General features: G+C 66.3%; 16 protein-coding genes. 12 read left to right on the top strand and 4 right to left on the bottom strand.

What is annotated here, in order from left to right:
* Positions 1-53 precede the first annotated feature (53 nt).
* The 5 genes from ACTRWB_RS08125 (at position 54) to ACTRWB_RS08105 (ending at position 4,675) form a co-directional block, all read left to right on the top strand.
* Positions 54-383, top strand: coding sequence for a hypothetical protein (locus ACTRWB_RS08125; RefSeq protein ID WP_446901532.1), 330 nt, complete (start codon positions 54-56; stop codon positions 381-383).
* Positions 384-629: 246 nt separating this feature from the next.
* Entirely contained in the window at positions 630-965 is a 336-nt protein-coding gene (locus ACTRWB_RS08120) for a sugar ABC transporter ATPase (protein WP_446901531.1), read from the top strand.
* 126 nt (positions 966-1,091) lie between these two features.
* The gene (locus ACTRWB_RS08115; protein ID WP_129515137.1) at positions 1,092-2,681 is read left to right on the top strand and encodes an ABC transporter substrate-binding protein; all 1,590 of its coding nucleotides are present in this window, start codon (positions 1,092-1,094) and stop codon (positions 2,679-2,681) included.
* Positions 2,682-2,851: 170 nt separating this feature from the next.
* On the top strand, positions 2,852-3,394 hold the full coding sequence (locus ACTRWB_RS08110) for a class I SAM-dependent methyltransferase (protein WP_129515138.1): 543 nt from the start codon (positions 2,852-2,854) through the stop codon (positions 3,392-3,394).
* 27 nt (positions 3,395-3,421) lie between these two features.
* Positions 3,422-4,675 (top strand): hypothetical protein, encoded by a 1,254-nt coding sequence (locus ACTRWB_RS08105; protein ID WP_446901530.1) that lies wholly within the window; start codon positions 3,422-3,424, stop codon positions 4,673-4,675.
* Positions 4,676-4,697: 22 nt separating this feature from the next.
* Here ACTRWB_RS08105 and ACTRWB_RS08100 read toward each other — a convergent pair whose 3' ends face one another.
* The 4 genes from ACTRWB_RS08100 to ACTRWB_RS08085 form a co-directional block, all read right to left on the bottom strand.
* Positions 4,698-6,005: an Nramp family divalent metal transporter gene (locus ACTRWB_RS08100; RefSeq protein WP_446901529.1), complete on the bottom strand. Its 1,308-nt coding sequence runs from the start codon at positions 6,003-6,005 to the stop codon at positions 4,698-4,700.
* 96 nt (positions 6,006-6,101) lie between these two features.
* A complete protein-coding gene (locus ACTRWB_RS08095) occupies positions 6,102-7,358 on the bottom strand; it encodes an oxalate decarboxylase family bicupin (RefSeq protein WP_129515141.1) in 1,257 nt (418 codons plus the stop codon).
* 339 nt (positions 7,359-7,697) lie between these two features.
* Positions 7,698-9,032 (bottom strand): type II toxin-antitoxin system HipA family toxin, encoded by a 1,335-nt coding sequence (locus tag ACTRWB_RS08090; RefSeq protein WP_446901528.1) that lies wholly within the window; start codon positions 9,030-9,032, stop codon positions 7,698-7,700.
* A gap of 3 nt (positions 9,033-9,035) precedes the next feature.
* Positions 9,036-9,284, bottom strand: coding sequence for a helix-turn-helix domain-containing protein (locus ACTRWB_RS08085; RefSeq protein WP_129515143.1), 249 nt, complete (start codon positions 9,282-9,284; stop codon positions 9,036-9,038).
* A gap of 256 nt (positions 9,285-9,540) precedes the next feature.
* On the opposite strand from ACTRWB_RS08085, the gene sapR reads away from it, so the two are divergent.
* From sapR to ACTRWB_RS08050, 7 genes are all read left to right on the top strand, one after another.
* On the top strand, positions 9,541-10,416 hold the full coding sequence (gene sapR, locus ACTRWB_RS08080) for a sap1 transcriptional regulator SapR (protein ID WP_446901527.1): 876 nt from the start codon (positions 9,541-9,543) through the stop codon (positions 10,414-10,416).
* A 27-nt stretch (positions 10,417-10,443) separates the two neighbouring features.
* A complete protein-coding gene (ddpX, locus tag ACTRWB_RS08075; protein WP_446901526.1) occupies positions 10,444-11,007 on the top strand; it encodes a D-alanyl-D-alanine dipeptidase in 564 nt (187 codons plus the stop codon).
* 61 nt (positions 11,008-11,068) lie between these two features.
* The gene (locus tag ACTRWB_RS08070; protein WP_446901525.1) at positions 11,069-12,670 is read left to right on the top strand and encodes an ABC transporter substrate-binding protein; all 1,602 of its coding nucleotides are present in this window, start codon (positions 11,069-11,071) and stop codon (positions 12,668-12,670) included.
* Positions 12,671-12,680: 10 nt separating this feature from the next.
* Positions 12,681-13,751, top strand: coding sequence for an ABC transporter permease (locus ACTRWB_RS08065; protein WP_446901524.1), 1,071 nt, complete (start codon positions 12,681-12,683; stop codon positions 13,749-13,751).
* A 66-nt stretch (positions 13,752-13,817) separates the two neighbouring features.
* The gene (gene nikC, locus ACTRWB_RS08060) at positions 13,818-14,732 is read left to right on the top strand and encodes a nickel transporter permease (protein ID WP_446901523.1); all 915 of its coding nucleotides are present in this window, start codon (positions 13,818-13,820) and stop codon (positions 14,730-14,732) included.
* A 1-nt stretch (position 14,733) separates the two neighbouring features.
* Positions 14,734-15,648, top strand: a complete 915-nt coding sequence (locus ACTRWB_RS08055; protein WP_446901522.1) for an ABC transporter ATP-binding protein — start codon at positions 14,734-14,736, stop codon at positions 15,646-15,648.
* Positions 15,645-16,421, top strand: coding sequence for an ABC transporter ATP-binding protein (locus ACTRWB_RS08050; protein ID WP_446901521.1), 777 nt, complete (start codon positions 15,645-15,647; stop codon positions 16,419-16,421). The genes ACTRWB_RS08055 and ACTRWB_RS08050 overlap by 4 nt, the downstream gene beginning before the upstream one ends.
* Positions 16,422-16,446 lie beyond the last annotated feature (25 nt).

Below are 16,446 nucleotides of genomic sequence, written 5' to 3'. Positions count from 1 at the left end.
GTTTTTTTCTCAAGCGCCCACGATCCGGACGCACAACGACAGGAGAAAACACCATGCGAGCCCTTACCCGCCACCTCGCGATCGCCGCCACCCTGATGTCGGTGCTGACCGGCACCGCGTTCGCCGACACGCAGTGGCAGCAGGCGCATCCGCGCCGCGAAGAGGTCAACCAGCGCCTCGCGAACCAGAATCGCCGCATCCATCATGAAGTGAAGGAAGGCGAGATGTCGCACGCACAGGCCGCGCGCCTGCACCGTGACGACCACAAGATCCGCCAGGAAGAGCGGGACATGGCTGCGCAGGATCACAGCCACATCACCAAGAGCGAACAGCGCGTGCTGAACCAGCAAGAGAATTCGGTCAGCAACAAGATCGGCCAGTAAGCGACCACAACAAGCGCCCAAGCGCCCTCACCTGAAACGCCCGCTGCCGTGGTCCGGCAGCGGGTGCTTGTTGTATCGATTCGTTTCAGCGTGACATTCGTGTCAAATGCCGCGGGTATACTCCGACGTCAACTGCCCGCCGTGTCGACCGCCAAAACGGCCCGATTCCGGGCGGTTTCGTCGCGAAGCTTCGCGTTTCGCCTCCCCCGCGCCCCAGCCTCGATACGAGACACTCGACGACCGACCATGAAACGATTCCTGCTGCTCCTTCCCGCCGCCCTGCTCGCCGCCTGCGGCTCCGCGCCCTCGTCCGACTCGGCCTCGTCATCCGGCGCGACACCGATGATCTACGTGTCGTCGCAACGTCCGGCGTACGCGATCGCCAACTGCCTCGACAGCCGTCTGTCAGGGTCCGAGCAGTCGCAGCACAACGGCGTGACCGACATCTCGATCGGCTCGAATTCGTACTTCGTCACGCTCACGCCGTCGGGCAACGGTTCGGTCGTCAAGGTCGTGCGCGGCTCGGGCAGCGAACCGCCCGAAGAAGCGATGCGTTTCGCGATCGCGCGCTGCGTGATCTGACGCCTTCCGGCGCCGGGCGCCCGCCCGGCCCGCTCCTGCGCGCCACCGCGCGCACGCCGAATATTTTCATCCGGGTGGCCGTCGATGAGAGAATCGCACCCACGATTCCCTTTCAACGGAGCCCGCATGAAGCACCTGCTGTCCCGGCTGTTCGTCAGCGCCGCGCTCGTCGCGCTTGTTCCGGCGCTGCCGGCGCAGGCTGCCACGCCGCCCGGCATCTTCGTCGTCGCCACGCAGCTCGGCGAATTCACGACCCTCGACCCGAGCGGGATCTACGAACTGGTACCGTCCGAGTACGTCGCGAACACCTACGAACGCCTGGTGCGCGTCGACCTGAAGGACCCGACGCGCTTCGACGGACAGATCGCGCAATCGTGGACGGTCAGCGCCGACGGCCTGACCTACACGTTCAAGCTGCGCCCCGGCCTCACGTTCCACTCCGGCAATCCGGTGACCGCCGACGACGTCGCGTGGTCGCTGCAGCGCACCATCCTGCTCGACAAGGGGCCGGCCGGCGTGCTCGCCGATCTCGGCCTCACGAAGACGAACGTGATGCAGAAGGTGCGCGTGATCGACCCGCAGACCGTCGTGCTCGAAACCGACCGCAAGTACGCGCCGAGCTTCGTGCTCAACGTGCTGAGCGCCTGCCCGGCGTCGGTCTTCGACAAGAAACTGCTGCTGTCGCACCAGCAGGGCAACGATTTCGGCAGCGGCTGGCTCCGGACCAACGACGCGGGCTCGGGCCCGTACCAGCTCGCCAAGTGGACGCCGAACGAGAGCATCGTGCTGCAGCGTTTCGACAAATACCGCACGCCGTACCCGATGAAGCGCATCGTGCTGCGCCACGTGCCCGAAGCGTCCGCGCAACGGCTGCTGCTGGAGAATGGCGACGTCGACGCCGCGCGCAACCTGAGCCCCGACAGCCTCGCCGCGCTGACGAAGGCCGGCAAGATCAAGGTCGCGTCGTGGCCGGTGTCCGCGCTGCTGTACCTGAGCCTGAACACGAAGAACCCGAACCTCGCGAAGCCCGAAGTGCAGCAGGCGATGAAATGGCTCGTCGACTACGACGGCATCCAGCGCAACATCGTCAGCACGACCTACAAGGTGCATGAAACCTTCCTGCCCGAAGGCTTCCTCGGCACGCTGAACGCGCGGCCGTACAAGCAGGACGTCGCGAAGGCGAAGGCGCTGCTCGCGAAGGCCGGTTTGCCGAACGGCTTCGACGTGACGATGGACATGCCGAACGACTATCCGTACATCGAGATCGCGCAGGCGCTGCAGGCGAACTTCGCGCAGGGCGGCATCCGCGTGAAGCTGATCCCCGGCGATGCGAAACAGGCGATCGGCAAGTACCGCGCACGCCAGCACGACATCTTCGTCGGCGAATGGTCGCCCGACTACATGGACCCGAACAGCAACGCGCGCGGCTTCGCGTGGAATCCGGACAACTCGGACCAGTCGCCGACCAAGATGCTCGCGTGGCGCAACAGCTGGGACATTCCGCAACTGACGAAGGACACCGAGGCCGCGCTCGTCGAGCCGTCGCCCGCGAAGCGCGCGCAGCGCTACGAGGCGCTGCAGAAGGCCGTGCTCGCGAACTCGCCGTTCATCATCATGTTCGAGAAGGTCGTGCAGGTCGCGACGCGCCCCGGCACGACCGGGCCGGAAATCGGGCCGATCAACGACCTCGTGTCATACCGGACGCTCGCGAAATAATGGCGGCCTCCCGCGCGGCCGGCCATGCCGCCGCGCGGGTAATCGCCGCGGGCCACCGCGCCTGCGCTAGGCCGTGCGGCGGCGGCGATCTACAATAACCGACGCCACGGGAGGCCGGCCGCGCCGGCAACCGCTGCACCCCTCGAATTCGCTTCGCCAAGGAAAACAGGATGCGCACGCTACAACAACTGCGGATGGAATTCCTGCAGTACAAGATCGAACCGATCGGCTGGCTCGGCGACAGCCCTTCCCGCTTCGACTTCTATACGGAGACGGCCGTCGGATGCGACAGCATCCTCGAGCTCGGCGTGTTTACCGGGCTGACCACGACGGCCTTCATGCTTGCGCAACCGAAGCGCCTCGTATCGGTCGACATCTCCGACGAGTACTTCCACATCCGGCCCGAACTGGAGCAGGCGGCGAAAGACCTGTCGATCGACTTCGAATTCAGGATCGCCGACGATCTCGCAATGGAGCCGCTGGCATCCGACCTGTTGTTCATCGACACCACGCACACGTACGAGCAGACGCTCGCCGAACTGAACCGGTTCGGCCCGCTGGCGCGCAAGAAGATCGTGCTGCACGACATGACCACGGCCGGCGTTTACCAGGCCGTGTTCCAGTGGCTGTGGGACAACAAGCAGTTTCGTATTACGTATCACGACAGCCGCGGTTGCGGCGCGGTCGTCTGCGAGCGCCACGTCGGCTACTGAGCCGGGCGCGCGCAACGGGGAGAGAACATGCATCCGAGCGAACACGCGGTCTGCGTGGCGATCAACGACAACAACCGCGCATGGTACGAAATGCTCGTGCCGTTCCTGCTGTCGCTGCGGCACACCGGCTACGACGGGCGCATCGCGGTGATCGGCTACGGGCTGTCGGAACGCAAGCGGCACATCCTGGCGAGCCAGTCCGTCGATGTGATCGAAGCGTCGAGCGCGTATGCGTTGCCGGTCGGGCGCTTCATCGAGGCCGCCGACTATTGCGCGCGCAACCCGCAGATCCGCAAGCTCGCGCTGTACGACGCCGACATCTGGTTCTGCGCCCCCGAGTTCGACCTGTTCTCGCAGATCGACGACGACCGGATCCACGTGTGCCCCGACCCGCTGTTCTGCACGTTCGTCGTGACGCCGCTGATCGGCGAACGGCGCGACCATCATTGGCGGCTCGTCGTCGACGAGGTCAAGGCGCGCCACGGCAGCGCGTTGCAGGCCGGGCTCGTCGCGGGAACGGCCGACGCCTGGGCGCGTTATGCGGATCACCTGCGCGACTGCATCGCCCGCGTCGGCACCGACTTCCAGGAATGCTTCGGGATCGACACGACGTTCCTGCATCTGTGGAGCGCGCAAGGCGAAACGGCGCTGCTCGATCCGGTCCAGAACTTCGTCAGCAAGAACGGCATTCACGAATCGTTCGACGAACGCGACGGCAGCACGACGCTCCGCCATCGCGGCGAGCCGATCCGCGCGCTGCACATGACCGGCGATATCCGCTTCTTCGACCGGTGGCGCTACTACGCGAACCACGTCGACGCGGCGCTGCGCGACGGCGCGCCGTTCGCGCTGTCGGACGGCACGCCGTCGCCGTCCGATGCGATCGCCGCGCGCATCGCGGCGACGGACTACGTGCGATCGGCCGGGCTGACCGTTGTGTCCGCGGCGATCGAGGGAAGTTCGGGCGCCTATCTGCAGGCGATCGACGAACCGGGCGGCACGATGCTCGTCGGCAGCGGAAACCACGAGGTCGTGTTCACCGCGACACGTGACATCGCGCGGCTCAACGTGTACGCCACGCACCCATCCGGCTCGCCGTCGCCGCTGCGGACCGAAGTGCTGGTCGACGGACAGGCTCAGCGCAAGGGCACTGAACTGATGGCGCATTTCTGGTATCAGGTCGTGGCAGGCGCCGTCATCACGCTGCGTTCGACGAGCCTCGGCGGCCAGCAGTGCAATGCGATCTGGCGACTGCGCGAAGCGCCGGACATGCAGCAGTAGGCGCCGGCCCGTTCGCCGCCGTTCAATTGAACGCCGCCCACACCAGGTACGCATTCAGCCCGACGATCGCGATCGTCGCCGCGCCGGCGACGATCCGCAGCGGCATCCGCATCGCGTAAGCGCCCATCACGTCCGTGCGCGCCGACAGCATCAGCAGCGCGATCATCGGCATCGGCAGCACGAAACTCAGCACGACCTGGCTCGCGACCATCGCGCGCGTGACGTCGCAGCCGAGCGCCACCACCGCGAACGCGGGCGCGATCGTCACCGCGCGCCGCGCCCATACCGACATGCGGCGGCGGATGAAACCCCGCATCACGACCTGCCCGGCCATCGTGCCGACCACCGAACTCGACACGCCCGACGTCAGCAGCGCGACGAGAAACAGCGCGCCGGCCGCCGGCCCGAGCACCGGGATCAGCGTGTGATACGCGTCGCCGATGTCGGTCATGCCCGGTGCGCTGCGGTGGAACGCCGACGACGCCATCATCACCATCGCGAGATTCACGAACCCGGCCAGCCCGAGCGCGACGACGACCTCGCGGTTCGAGAAACGCACGAGCCGCCGCCGCTCCGTGTCGTCGCGCGGCGCGGTGCGATCCTGCGTCAGGCCCGAATGCAGATACAGCGTGTGCGGCATGATCGTCGCGCCAATGATCCCGACCGCGATCGTCAGCGCCGCGTGATCCGGAATCTGCGGGACGACCAGATGGAACGCGGCCGCATGCCAGTCCTGCGGCGCGATCAGCAGCTCGCCGAGATAACACGCGCCGATCACGCCGACCAGCGCCGCGATCGCGGCTTCCAGCGGCCGGAAGCCGCGTTTTTCGAGCGCGAGGATCGCGCAGGTCGCGAGCGCCGTCGCGATCATCCCCGCGAACAGCGACAGGTGGCACAACAGGCCGAACGCGAGCGCGCCGCCGAGAAATTCGGCGAGATCGGTCGCCATCGCGGCGATCTCGGATGCGACCCACATGCTCCACACGACCGGCGCGGGGAAATGGTCGCGGCACAGCTCCGCGAGATTGCGGCCGGTCACGATGCCGAGCTTCGCCGACATCGCCTGGAACAGCATCGCGATCGCGTTCGCGGCCAGCACGACCCACAGCAGCCGGTAGCCGTATGCGGCGCCGGCCTGGATGTTGGTCGCGAAGTTGCCGGGATCCATATAGCCGATCGACGCGATCACGGCCGGGCCGACGAACGGCAGCAGTGCGGCGAGACCGGTGCGGCGCCCTTCCAGCGCGGCGCGCGCCGCGCCGTCGGTGCGCTCGGGGGACAGGCCCTGCAGCGCGAAGCCGCCGGCGGATTTGCTCGTGACGGGAATCATGGTTTGGTTCCGTTCGGATAAGGAAGGCTTGCCCGGAAGCGGGCGCCGCGGCCGGCCTGCCGCCTGCCGGCCACGGTGGTGGCAGTAGCAGTGGCGTTACAGCGGCACGACGTCGGGACGATTGCGCGGAAACTGCGCGATCACGTCCGGCGCGACGTTCAGGTGCGCCTCGACGAGCTTCGGCGGCGTGTGCGCGAGCCAGTCGGACAGCGACACTTCGGCGTAACGGTCGGTCTTGAAGATCTCGAGGAACACCAGGTCGGTCTTGCCGGTGTTTTGCACGTAGTGCCCGAGGCTCTTCTTCACGTAGCCGACGTCGCCCGCGCGGAAGTCGGCCGTCTGCGCCTTGGGCCCCGTGTCGAATACGGTCATCCGCGCCTCGCCCTGCAGGTAGTACTGCCATTCGTCCGCGTTCGGGTGCCAGTGCAGTTCGCGCATGCCGCCCGGATGCACGGTGACGAGCGCCGCCGCGACGGTCGTCGACACGTTGAAGTTGGTGCTGTCCGCGATCCGCACTTCGCCGCCGCGGGTCTTCCTGACCGGTTTCATGTCGCCGAGCGAGAAAATGAACGGATGCGGCGGCGCACCGGCCGACGACGCCGACGCGCGCTGCGCTTCCGCGAGCGGGCCGGGTTCGTCGCCCTGGAAGATCCACAGGTTGTCGAGCGGAACGTTCTTGAATGCATCGGCCGGCACGCCGAAGTTGAGCGCGAGCACGTCGGGCGGCGTATGCGCGACCCAGTCGGTCAGCAGCAGCGTGTTGAATTCCGATGCACGGCCGTTATCGAACGCGAGCAGGAATTCGGCGCCGTCGGTGCCGAGGCCCTGCAGCGAATGCGGCAGGCCGGGCGGGAAATACCAGAGATCGCCGGTTTTCACGTCCTGCACCGACGGCCGCCCCAGTTCGTCGAGCACCGTGATCCGGCAGCGGCCGTCGAGCATGATGGCCCACTCGGCCTGCTGGTGCCAGTGCATCTCGCGAATGCCGCCGCGCGTCAGGCGCATATTCACGCCGGAAATGGTTTCTGAAATCGCAAAATCGTCCTGCGTGACTTCGCGCGCCCATCCGCCATTCTGAATTCGCTTATGGGCATTATTGAACGATGCCCAGAATAACGGCATTCCGTTGATATCGGTGGCCGGCGGATCCTGAAACGACGGAAACTGATTCGCGATTGCCGGGTTTTTCGGTCCCGGGTCGGTCAGGCTCTGGCGGTTGCGTGCATTCACCGCGCCTTCCGGCGGGCTGTCCGGATTGCCGAACGAGGCGGCCTTGGCCGATACGGCAATACCCGCGGCGGCAATGGCGCCGGCCGTACCCGCCAGCATCTTGCGTCGAGAAAGATTCGTCATGATTTCCTCTTCATTCTTGCGATTGAGCGAATTTCCATTACGGAACAATTGCCGTTTTTCGGATTATCGAAAATCGAACATCCCGTGACGAAAGTTAAATACAAATAATATAAAAACTTAAATGAATTATTAACCTGAATTAATGATTTAAACTGATCTGCTTTAATTTTGTAATTATTGCGATGCAGCGAAATGCCGAGCGGCGGCAAGAGAAGATGGATGTACGCAACGCACGATCGCGATTTCGCACAATTGATCTGGATAACTGATCATCCAGATCGAAACAGATGGATGCCGATGCGTAGAACGTCAGCTAATCAAGCCGATGCAAAATGCGATTCACTCCCGCGGCATGTCGGCGAGCCGCTGCGCGGCGAACCGCAATCCGCCCAGAATGCGCTCCGCGACTCTCGCCGGAAACCCGGGAGGCAGCGCGGCGCCGACCGACTCGATCACGCGCGGCGTCATGTCGATCAGACGTTCGACGATTGGCGTCGCGATATCGCCGAGCAGACAGGTTTCGGCCATCGCGGTGAAGTGCCGCCGCGTGATGTCGCGCATCGCATAGTGCTTGCGCTTGCCGTGCACGGCCATCGCGAGCTTCGCCTTGTGCCACGACCACTGGTTCGCGCCATCGCCTTCGACCGGCCAGATCGACATCACATCGTAGAGCGGTGTGAGGCGGAAGCGGCCCGCCGGCAGCAGACGCAGGCTGAAGTTCTTCGCATGCCCGTCCGGTGCGGCGAGCATCCAGAACACGATCAGCGCGGCGAACAATGTGTCGAGATCCTCCCGCGCCGTTTCCGACCGGCGCAGGAGGCCGGCCAGGTCAGGCACGCCGGGGCCGCCCTGCGACTCGTACTTCAGGTGAGGCGGCACGCCGAGCGCCTGGCAGAAGTCCTCCTGCGGCAGGCGCAACAACCACCCGCCGTCACGATGCAACGCACGATCGAATCGCTCGACCGACAGGACCTTGTGCGCGCCGAAACGCACGATCTCCGCATTCGCCGCCGGCAGCCCGAAGGCTCGCAGGATCGCGAGACACAACCACTCGTTCTCGACAGAGGCCGTGAGATCGGCCCGCTTGTTGCCGACCAGTCCGAGCGGCAACTTGAGAATATGCGTCGTCGGCGTTGCGCCATGCGGGCGCATCCATCGTCCGTCGTGAAACAGCAGCGCGGTCTTTTCCTGCGCACCGGCCAGCGACAACCGGAAATCGTCGTCGTCCTCGGCTCCCGTTGCCACACCGCTCGCCTGATCGAGCACGCGTGCGACGTCCTCGTCCGACAGCGGCGTACCGTCGATACGATCCAGGCCGGTTGGCGCGTCGTCTTCGGCGAGCAATTGCACCGCCCCGACGCAGTCACGGCCGAGCGCGGCGAGCAGATCGAACGGCTCGATCGTCGCCGTGCCGAACCGGGTAGCCAGCCGGCGCCGAATGGCGCCGCTGTCCGGCAGCAGGTTATCGAAGTAATGATTGACGCGTTCGCCGCGCAACGGCGGGTCGCCGACGCCGAACGGCAGCGACAACGACAACGGGCGGCCGACGGCCGACTGCTTCCACTCGGGCGCGTACAGCAGTTCCATGTCGCCGCGCGCGGGAATCCACCATGTGCCGACCCGCTGGCCATTCGTCCAGATCGACAACGCGCGAGTGTGCGATTTGCGTCCCATCGCTTACCACTCGACGTTGGCTGCGTCGCGCCCGTCCTTCGTGCGGATGCTGAGTTCGAGACCGTACAGCGCGGTCAGTTCGAGCAGTTGGCTGAGCGACAGGCTTTCGGTGCGCGTGGTTTCGAGCGACGACAGACGCGACTGGCCCACGCCGATTCGCGCCGCCGCTTCGGCTTGCGTCAAGCCCTTGGCCTGACGCGCGGAAGACAGGATTTCGCCCAGTTGCGCGGGCGTATTGACGATGAAATTCACGGCGCGGATTCCTGGAGGCAATAAACGCAGTATATTCCTGACAGACATAAACGCAAATTATTCCTGTCAGGCATAAACGCAAAATATGCCTGACAGACATAAATGCGCACCCTGATGTGCCGCCACCCCACCCTCTAACGCGTTTTCGACCCTATCACCTATCCTCACACCATAGTTTTTATCCGCTGGCGCGAATGATTTTGGCTTTGTTAGATGGATGACATTCAATCATCAGACGACAACGATCTAACATTCGATGACCTGCGCGTTCGCCCGTACCGTCGAATCCCGCTATGCCGAGCTGACGCCGACCGCGAAGCGCATCGCGAGCTACATGCTCGCGAACCTCGACCGGCTCGGGCTCGAGACGGCCGACCAGATCGCGCAGCAGGCCGGCACCAGCGGCATCTCGGTCGGGCGTTTCCTGCGCAGCGTCGGTTATCGCAATCTCGACGACCTGAAACGCGAGCTGCGCGGCGGCGGCGATCGCCCGTGGATGATCACCGACCGCCTCGACGAATACCGCCGCGTCGCCGGCACGCTACCGGCCGACGGCAACGGCAGCGACGGCGCGCTCGCGTCGTCGCTCGAACGCGAACTCGATGCGATCCGCCACGTGTACCGGCTCGCCGAAGGCCCCGTGTTCGCGCAGGTCGCCGACCGCATCGCCCATGCCGACGCCGTGTTCATCCTCGGCATCCAGTCGACGCGCGGGATCAGCACCGCGTTCAGCAGCTATCTCGAATACCTGCGCCCGCGGGTGTTCTATTCCGACGGCCAGTCGGGTTCGTATGTCGATTCGCTGAACTCCGAATTCGAGCGGCCGTACTGCATCGTCACCGACACACGCGCGTATTCGCGCAGCGCGCGCCGCTATTGCCAGGCGGCCGCCGAGCGCGGGCAGCCGTTCGCGCTGGTCACCGATCTGTCGTGCCCGTGGGCACGCGAATGGCCGGCCGACCTGCTGCAGGTGAAGACCGACGTCGGCCAGTTCTGGGATTCGCTCGCGCCGCTCACCTGCCTGTTCAACCTGCTGATCACAGCCGTCGTCGACCGCCTCGGCCCCGCGATCGACCGGCGCGTCGCGCGCAACCGCGAACTGCAGCACACGTTCGACCAATTCGAATCCTGAGCGAGCCTGAATGAACCCGAACCGCCGATGAACGACCACTGCCTCGTCGAAATCACGCCCGCCACGCATCGCGTCGAGCTCGACCTCGTCTACGCGACCGACCGCAACCTGACCGGCAAACCGATCTACCGTCGCGCGCACTGCCTGCTGCTGGAGCCGGCCGAAGCCGCACTGCGCCGCGCGGTGAGCGTCGCCGCGCAGGCCGGCTTCACGCTGCGCATCTACGACGCATACCGGCCGCCGCAGGCGCAGCAGGTGCTGTGGGATTTCCTGCCCGACCCGAACTTCATCGCCGATCCCGGCCGCGGCTCGAATCACAGCCGCGGCACCGCGCTCGACCTGACGCTCGTCCGCGCGAATGGCGAACCGCTCGACATGGGTACCGGCTTCGACGAGATGGTCGCCGCGTCGGGCCACTTCCACGCGGGGCTGCCCGAAGCCGTGCAGCGCAACCGCCTGCTGCTGCTCGGCGTGATGCACGCGGCCGGCTTCGCGCACGACGACGACGAGTGGTGGCACTACGAACTGCCCGGCTCGCACGCGTTGCCGCAGATCGACAACGCGGCAAGCGGCCCGTGGCGCCTGATGTGATGGCCATACGCATTCCCCTCACCGTTCACGTTCGACGACTTCAACGACACATGGAGCGCAGATGAAACCCCTGACATCCCGGCTCGTCGCGGCGCTGGCCGCCGCATCCGTTCTCGCCGCCGTCCCGCTTTCCGCCGCGCACGCGGAAACGCCGAAGGACATGTTCGTGATGGCGACGCTGCTCGACGAATTCACGACGCTCGACCCGGGCGAGATCTACGAGCTGGTGCCGGAGGAATACGTCGCGAACACGTACGACCGGCTCGTGCGCGTCGACCTACGCGATCCGTCGAAATTCAACGGCGATGTCGCGCAGTCGTGGACGGTGAGCAGCGACGGGCTGACTTATACGTTCAAGCTGCGCCCCGGCCTCAAGTTCCATTCGGGCAACCCGCTGACGGCCGACGACGTCGCATGGTCGATCCAGCGCGTGGTGCTGCTCGACAAGGGACCGGCCGCCGTGCTGACCGGCATCGGCCTCACGAAGGCGAACGTCGCGGCCAACGTGAAGAAGCTCGACGACCAGACGGTGTCGATCACCACCGACCAGAAATACGCGCCGACCTTCGTGCTGAACGTGCTCGGCTCGTGGCCTGCATCGGTGCTCGACAAGAAGCTGCTTCTGTCGCACCAGCAGGGCAACGACTTCGGCAACGCGTGGCTGAAGACCAACGAGGCCGGCTCCGGTGCGTACAAGCTGGTCAAGTGGGCAGCCGGCGACAGCATCGTGCTGCAACGCTTCGACGGCTACCGGCTGCCGCTCGCGATGAAGCGCATCGTGCTGCGCCACGTGCCCGAAGCGGCGAGCCAGCGCCTGTTGCTGGAAAACGGCGACGTCGATGCGGCGCGCGACCTGAGCCCCGACGATCTCGCGTCGGTCGTGAAATCCGGCAAGGCGAAGGTGTCGGCATCGCCGCAGGCGACGTTGCTGTATCTCGGCCTGAACACGAAGAACCCGACGCTTGCGAAACCCGACGTCCAGGAAGCGCTGAAGTGGCTCGTCGACTACGCGGGCATCCAGGGCAACGTCGTGAAGACGACCTACAAGGTGCACCAGACCTTCCTGCCCGAAGGCTTCCTCGGCACGCTGAACGCGAATCCGTACAAGCTTGACGTCGCGAAGGCGAAGGCGCTGCTCGCGAAGGCCGGTGTACCCAACGGCTTTTCGGTGACGATGGACGTGCGCAACGACTACCCGTACACGGAGATCGCGCAGGCCGTGCAGGCGAATTTCGCGCAGGCGGGCATCAAGGTGCAGTTGATCCCCGGCGACAACAAGCAGACGCTCGCGAAATACCGCGCGCGCCAGCACGACATCTACATCGGCGAATGGTCGGCCGACTACATCGACCCGCACAGCAACGCGCAGGGTTTTGCGTGGAATCCGGACAACTCCGACAAGTCGAGCTATAAAATGCTGGCCTGGCGCAATAGCTGGGACATCCCGCAACTGACGAAGGAAACCGACACAGCGCTCGCCGAACCGACCGCCGCGAAACGCGCGCAACGGTATCAGGCGATGCAGAAGGACATGCTCGCGCGTTCGCCGTTCGTGATCATGTTCGAGAAAGTCGCGCAGGTCGCGACGCGGCCCGGCGTGAGCGGGCTCGACGTCGGGCCGATCAACGATCTGGTGTCGTACCGTAACCTGAAGAAGCAATAAGATTCGCCGCATGTCGACTCCCGCCTCCTCTCTCGAAGCACTACGCACGCTGCCCGCGCGGCGCCCGGCCGTGCGCTGGGCGCTGCGCGTGCTGCGCTGGGTGCTCACGCTCGCCGTCACGTTCGCGGGGCTGCTCGCGCTGACGTTCGTGATCGGCCGCAAGGTGCCGATCGATCCGGTACTCGCGATCCTCGGCGATCGCGCGTCGGCCGAGGCATACGCGGCCGAGCGCATCGCGCTCGGGCTCGACAAGCCGCTCGTCACGCAATTCCTGATCTATGTGCGCGACGTGCTGCACGGCAATCTCGGCGTGTCGCTGCTGACGGCGAACCCGGTGCTCGACGACATCAAGCGCGTGTTCCCGGCCACGCTCGAACTGGCGACGATCGCGACGCTGATCGGCATCGCGATCGGCGTGCCGCTCGGCGTCGCGGCCGCCGTGAAGCACAACCGCCCGATCGACCACATCGCACGCTTCGTCGGGCTGATCGGCAATTCGGTGCCCGTGTTCTGGCTCGGGCTGATGGGGCTGCTGCTGTTCTACGCACGGCTGCACTGGGTCGGCGGCCCCGGCCGGCTCGACCCCGTGTACGACGGGATGGTCGACACACGCACCGGCAGCCTGCTGATCGACGCGGCGCTCGCCGGCGAGTGGGACGTGTTCCGCAACGCGGTGTCGCACATCGCGCTGCCGGCCGCGATCCTCGGCTACTACTCGGTTGCGTACCTGAGCCGCATGACGCGCTCGTTCATGCTCGACCAGTTGAGCCAGGAATACATCGTCACCGCGCGCGCGAAGGGCTTGTCCGAGCGCCGCGTGATCTGGCGGCACGCGTTCGGCAACATCGCGGTGCCGCTGCTCACCGTGATCGCGCTCACGTACAGCAACCTGCTCGAAGGCTCGGTGCTGACCGAGATCGTGTTCGCGTGGCCGGGGCTCGGCTCGTACCTGACGGGCGCACTGCTGAACGCCGACATGAGCGCGGTGCTCGGCGCGACGCTCGTGATCGGCGCGATGTTCATCACCGTCAACCTGCTGACCGACGCGCTGTACCGCGTGTTCGATCCGCGTGCGCGCTGAGGGCCATGCCGACATGACCGCTGCCACCCTGCTTCTTTCATCGCTTATCCGGAAGGTCGTCCGATCATGAATGCCGAGCGCCTCACGCTGCGCGCGTGGCTGCTGTCCGATGCGCCCGCATCGCGTTCGCAGGCCGCGCTCGGCCTCGCGTACCGACGCTGGCGCCGTTTCGCCACGAATCCGCTCAACCTGTTCGGGCTCGCGATCCTCGTCGCACTGATCGTCGTCGCGATCATCGGCCCGCTGATCATGCCGCACGATCCGCTGCGCCAGGTGCTGTCCGACCGCCTGCTGCCGCCCGGTTCGCTGTCGCACTGGCTCGGCACCGACCAGCTCGGCCGCGACATCCTCTCGCGGCTGATCGCCGGTTCGCGCCTCACGCTCGGCATCGCGCTGCTCGTCGTCGTGATCGTGGTGCCGATCGGCCTGCTGATCGGCACCACGGCCGGTTATTGCGGCGGCTTCGTCGACAGCGTGCTGATGCGCATCACCGACGTCGCGCTCGCGTTCCCGAAGATCGTGCTGGCGCTCGCGTTTGCAGCCGCGCTCGGGCCCGGCGTGATCAACGCGGTCGTCGCGATCTCGATCACCGCGTGGCCCGCTTATGCACGGCTCGCACGCGCCGAGACGATCCGCATCGCGCAAGCCGACTTCATCCACGCCGCACGGCTGCAGGGCGCGTCGGGCCCGCGCATCCTGCTGCGCTACATCGTGCCCCTGTGCATGTCGTCGGTGATCGTGCGCGCGACGCTCGACATGGCCGGCATCATCCTGACCGTCGCGGGCCTCGGTTTCCTCGGCCTCGGCGCGCAACCGCCGAGCCCCGAATGGGGTTTCATGGTCGCGTCGGGCCGCAACGTGCTGCTCGACGCATGGTGGGTCGCGACGCTGCCCGGCATCGCGATCCTGCTCGTGAGCCTCGCGTTCAACCTGCTCGGCGACGGGTTGCGCGACGTGTTCGATCCCCGCCATGGAGCCTGACATGTCGATGAATTCCGCCACCTCGCCCGCACCGCTCTGCGAGATCGACGGCCTGAAGATCGGCTTTCGCGGGCACGACGGTGTCGTCTCCGATGCCGTGCGCGACCTGTCGCTGACGCTCGCGCCCGGCGAACGGCTCGGCATCGTCGGCGAATCAGGCTCCGGCAAGTCGCTGACGGGCCGCGCGCTGCTCGGCCTGCTGCCCGACGCCGCGCGCTGGTCGGCGCGCACGATGCGCTTCGCGGGCCACGACCTGCTCGCGATGAATCCGCGCGAACGCCGGCGGCTGTGCGGCAGCCAGATGGGCATGATCCTGCAGGACCCGAAATATTCGCTGAACCCGGTGATGACGGTCGCGAAGCAGATGGGCGAAGCGTTCCGGCTGCACGAGCCCGGGCTGCGCGGCCGCGCACTGCGCGAACGGATCGTCGACGCGCTCGCGGCCGTGCAGATCCGCGACCCGGCGCGCGTCGCCGATGCGTATCCGCACGAGCTGTCGGGCGGCATGGGCCAGCGCGTGATGATCGCGATGATGGTGTCGACCGGGCCGCGCCTGCTGATCGCCGACGAGCCGACGTCCGCGCTCGACGTCGCGGTGTCGATGCAGGTGCTCGCGGTACTCGACGCGATGATCGCGCGGCACGGCACGGGCCTGATGTTCATCAGCCACGACCTGCCGCTCGTGATGTCGTTCTGCGATCGCGTCGCGGTGATGTACGCGGGCCGCGTGGTCGAAACCTGCGCCGCGCGCGACCTGCGCGACGCCTCTCATCCCTATACGCGCGGGCTGCTCGCGGCGAACCCGCCGCTCGCGAATCCGCCCGACGAACTGCCCGTGCTGCGGCGCGATCCGGCGTGGCTCGATCCGGCGCCGCAAACCATTCCGCCCGCCGATCGCCAGGAGGCTGCACGATGATCGACGTCGATCACGTATCGATCCGTTTCCCCACCCGCACGGGTCACGTCGACGCGGTGCGCGACGCGAGCTTCGCGGTGCGCGACGGCGAGGTATTCGGGCTCGTCGGCGAATCGGGTTCCGGCAAGTCGACGTTGCTGCGCGCGCTGACGGGCCTCGTGCCGCTCGCGGCCGGCAGCCTGTCGATCGACGGCCGGCCGGTCGACGGCACGCTCGATCGCGCCTTTCGCCGCCACGTGCAGATGGTGTTCCAGGATCCGTACGCGTCGCTGCACCCACGCTTCACGGTCGACCAGACGCTGCGCGAGCCGCTGTCGATCCATGGCATCGACGACGCCGATGCGCGGATCGCCCGCGCGCTGTCCGAAGTCGGGCTCGGCCCCACGTTCCGCTTCCGCTATCCGCACCAGTTGTCGGGCGGCCAGCGGCAGCGCGTCGCGATCGCGCGCGCACTGATCGTCGAGCCGCGCGTGCTGCTGCTCGACGAGCCGACATCGGCGCTCGACGTATCGGTGCAGGCCGAGATCCTGAACCTGCTGCGCCGCCTGCATCGCGAGCGTAACCTGACGATGATCCTCGTCAGCCACAACCTCGCGGTGATCGGCTTCCTGTGTCAGCGCGTCGCGGTGATGCAGCATGGCGAGATCGTCGAGCAGCTGCGAATCGAGGACGTGCGTGCCGGGCAGGTCGCGCGCGACTACACGCGCACGCTGCTGCAGGCAACCGAAGGCTACCGTCGTCTCGACCCGGTGACGGACGCACCCACCGCCTGACATCTGCACGACGTGCCGGCGTGCG

The organism is Burkholderia sp. YIM B11467, assembly GCF_052952715.1.
Note: the sequence above shows the minus strand (reverse complement) of the source record. Positions and strands in the feature narration are given on the sequence as shown.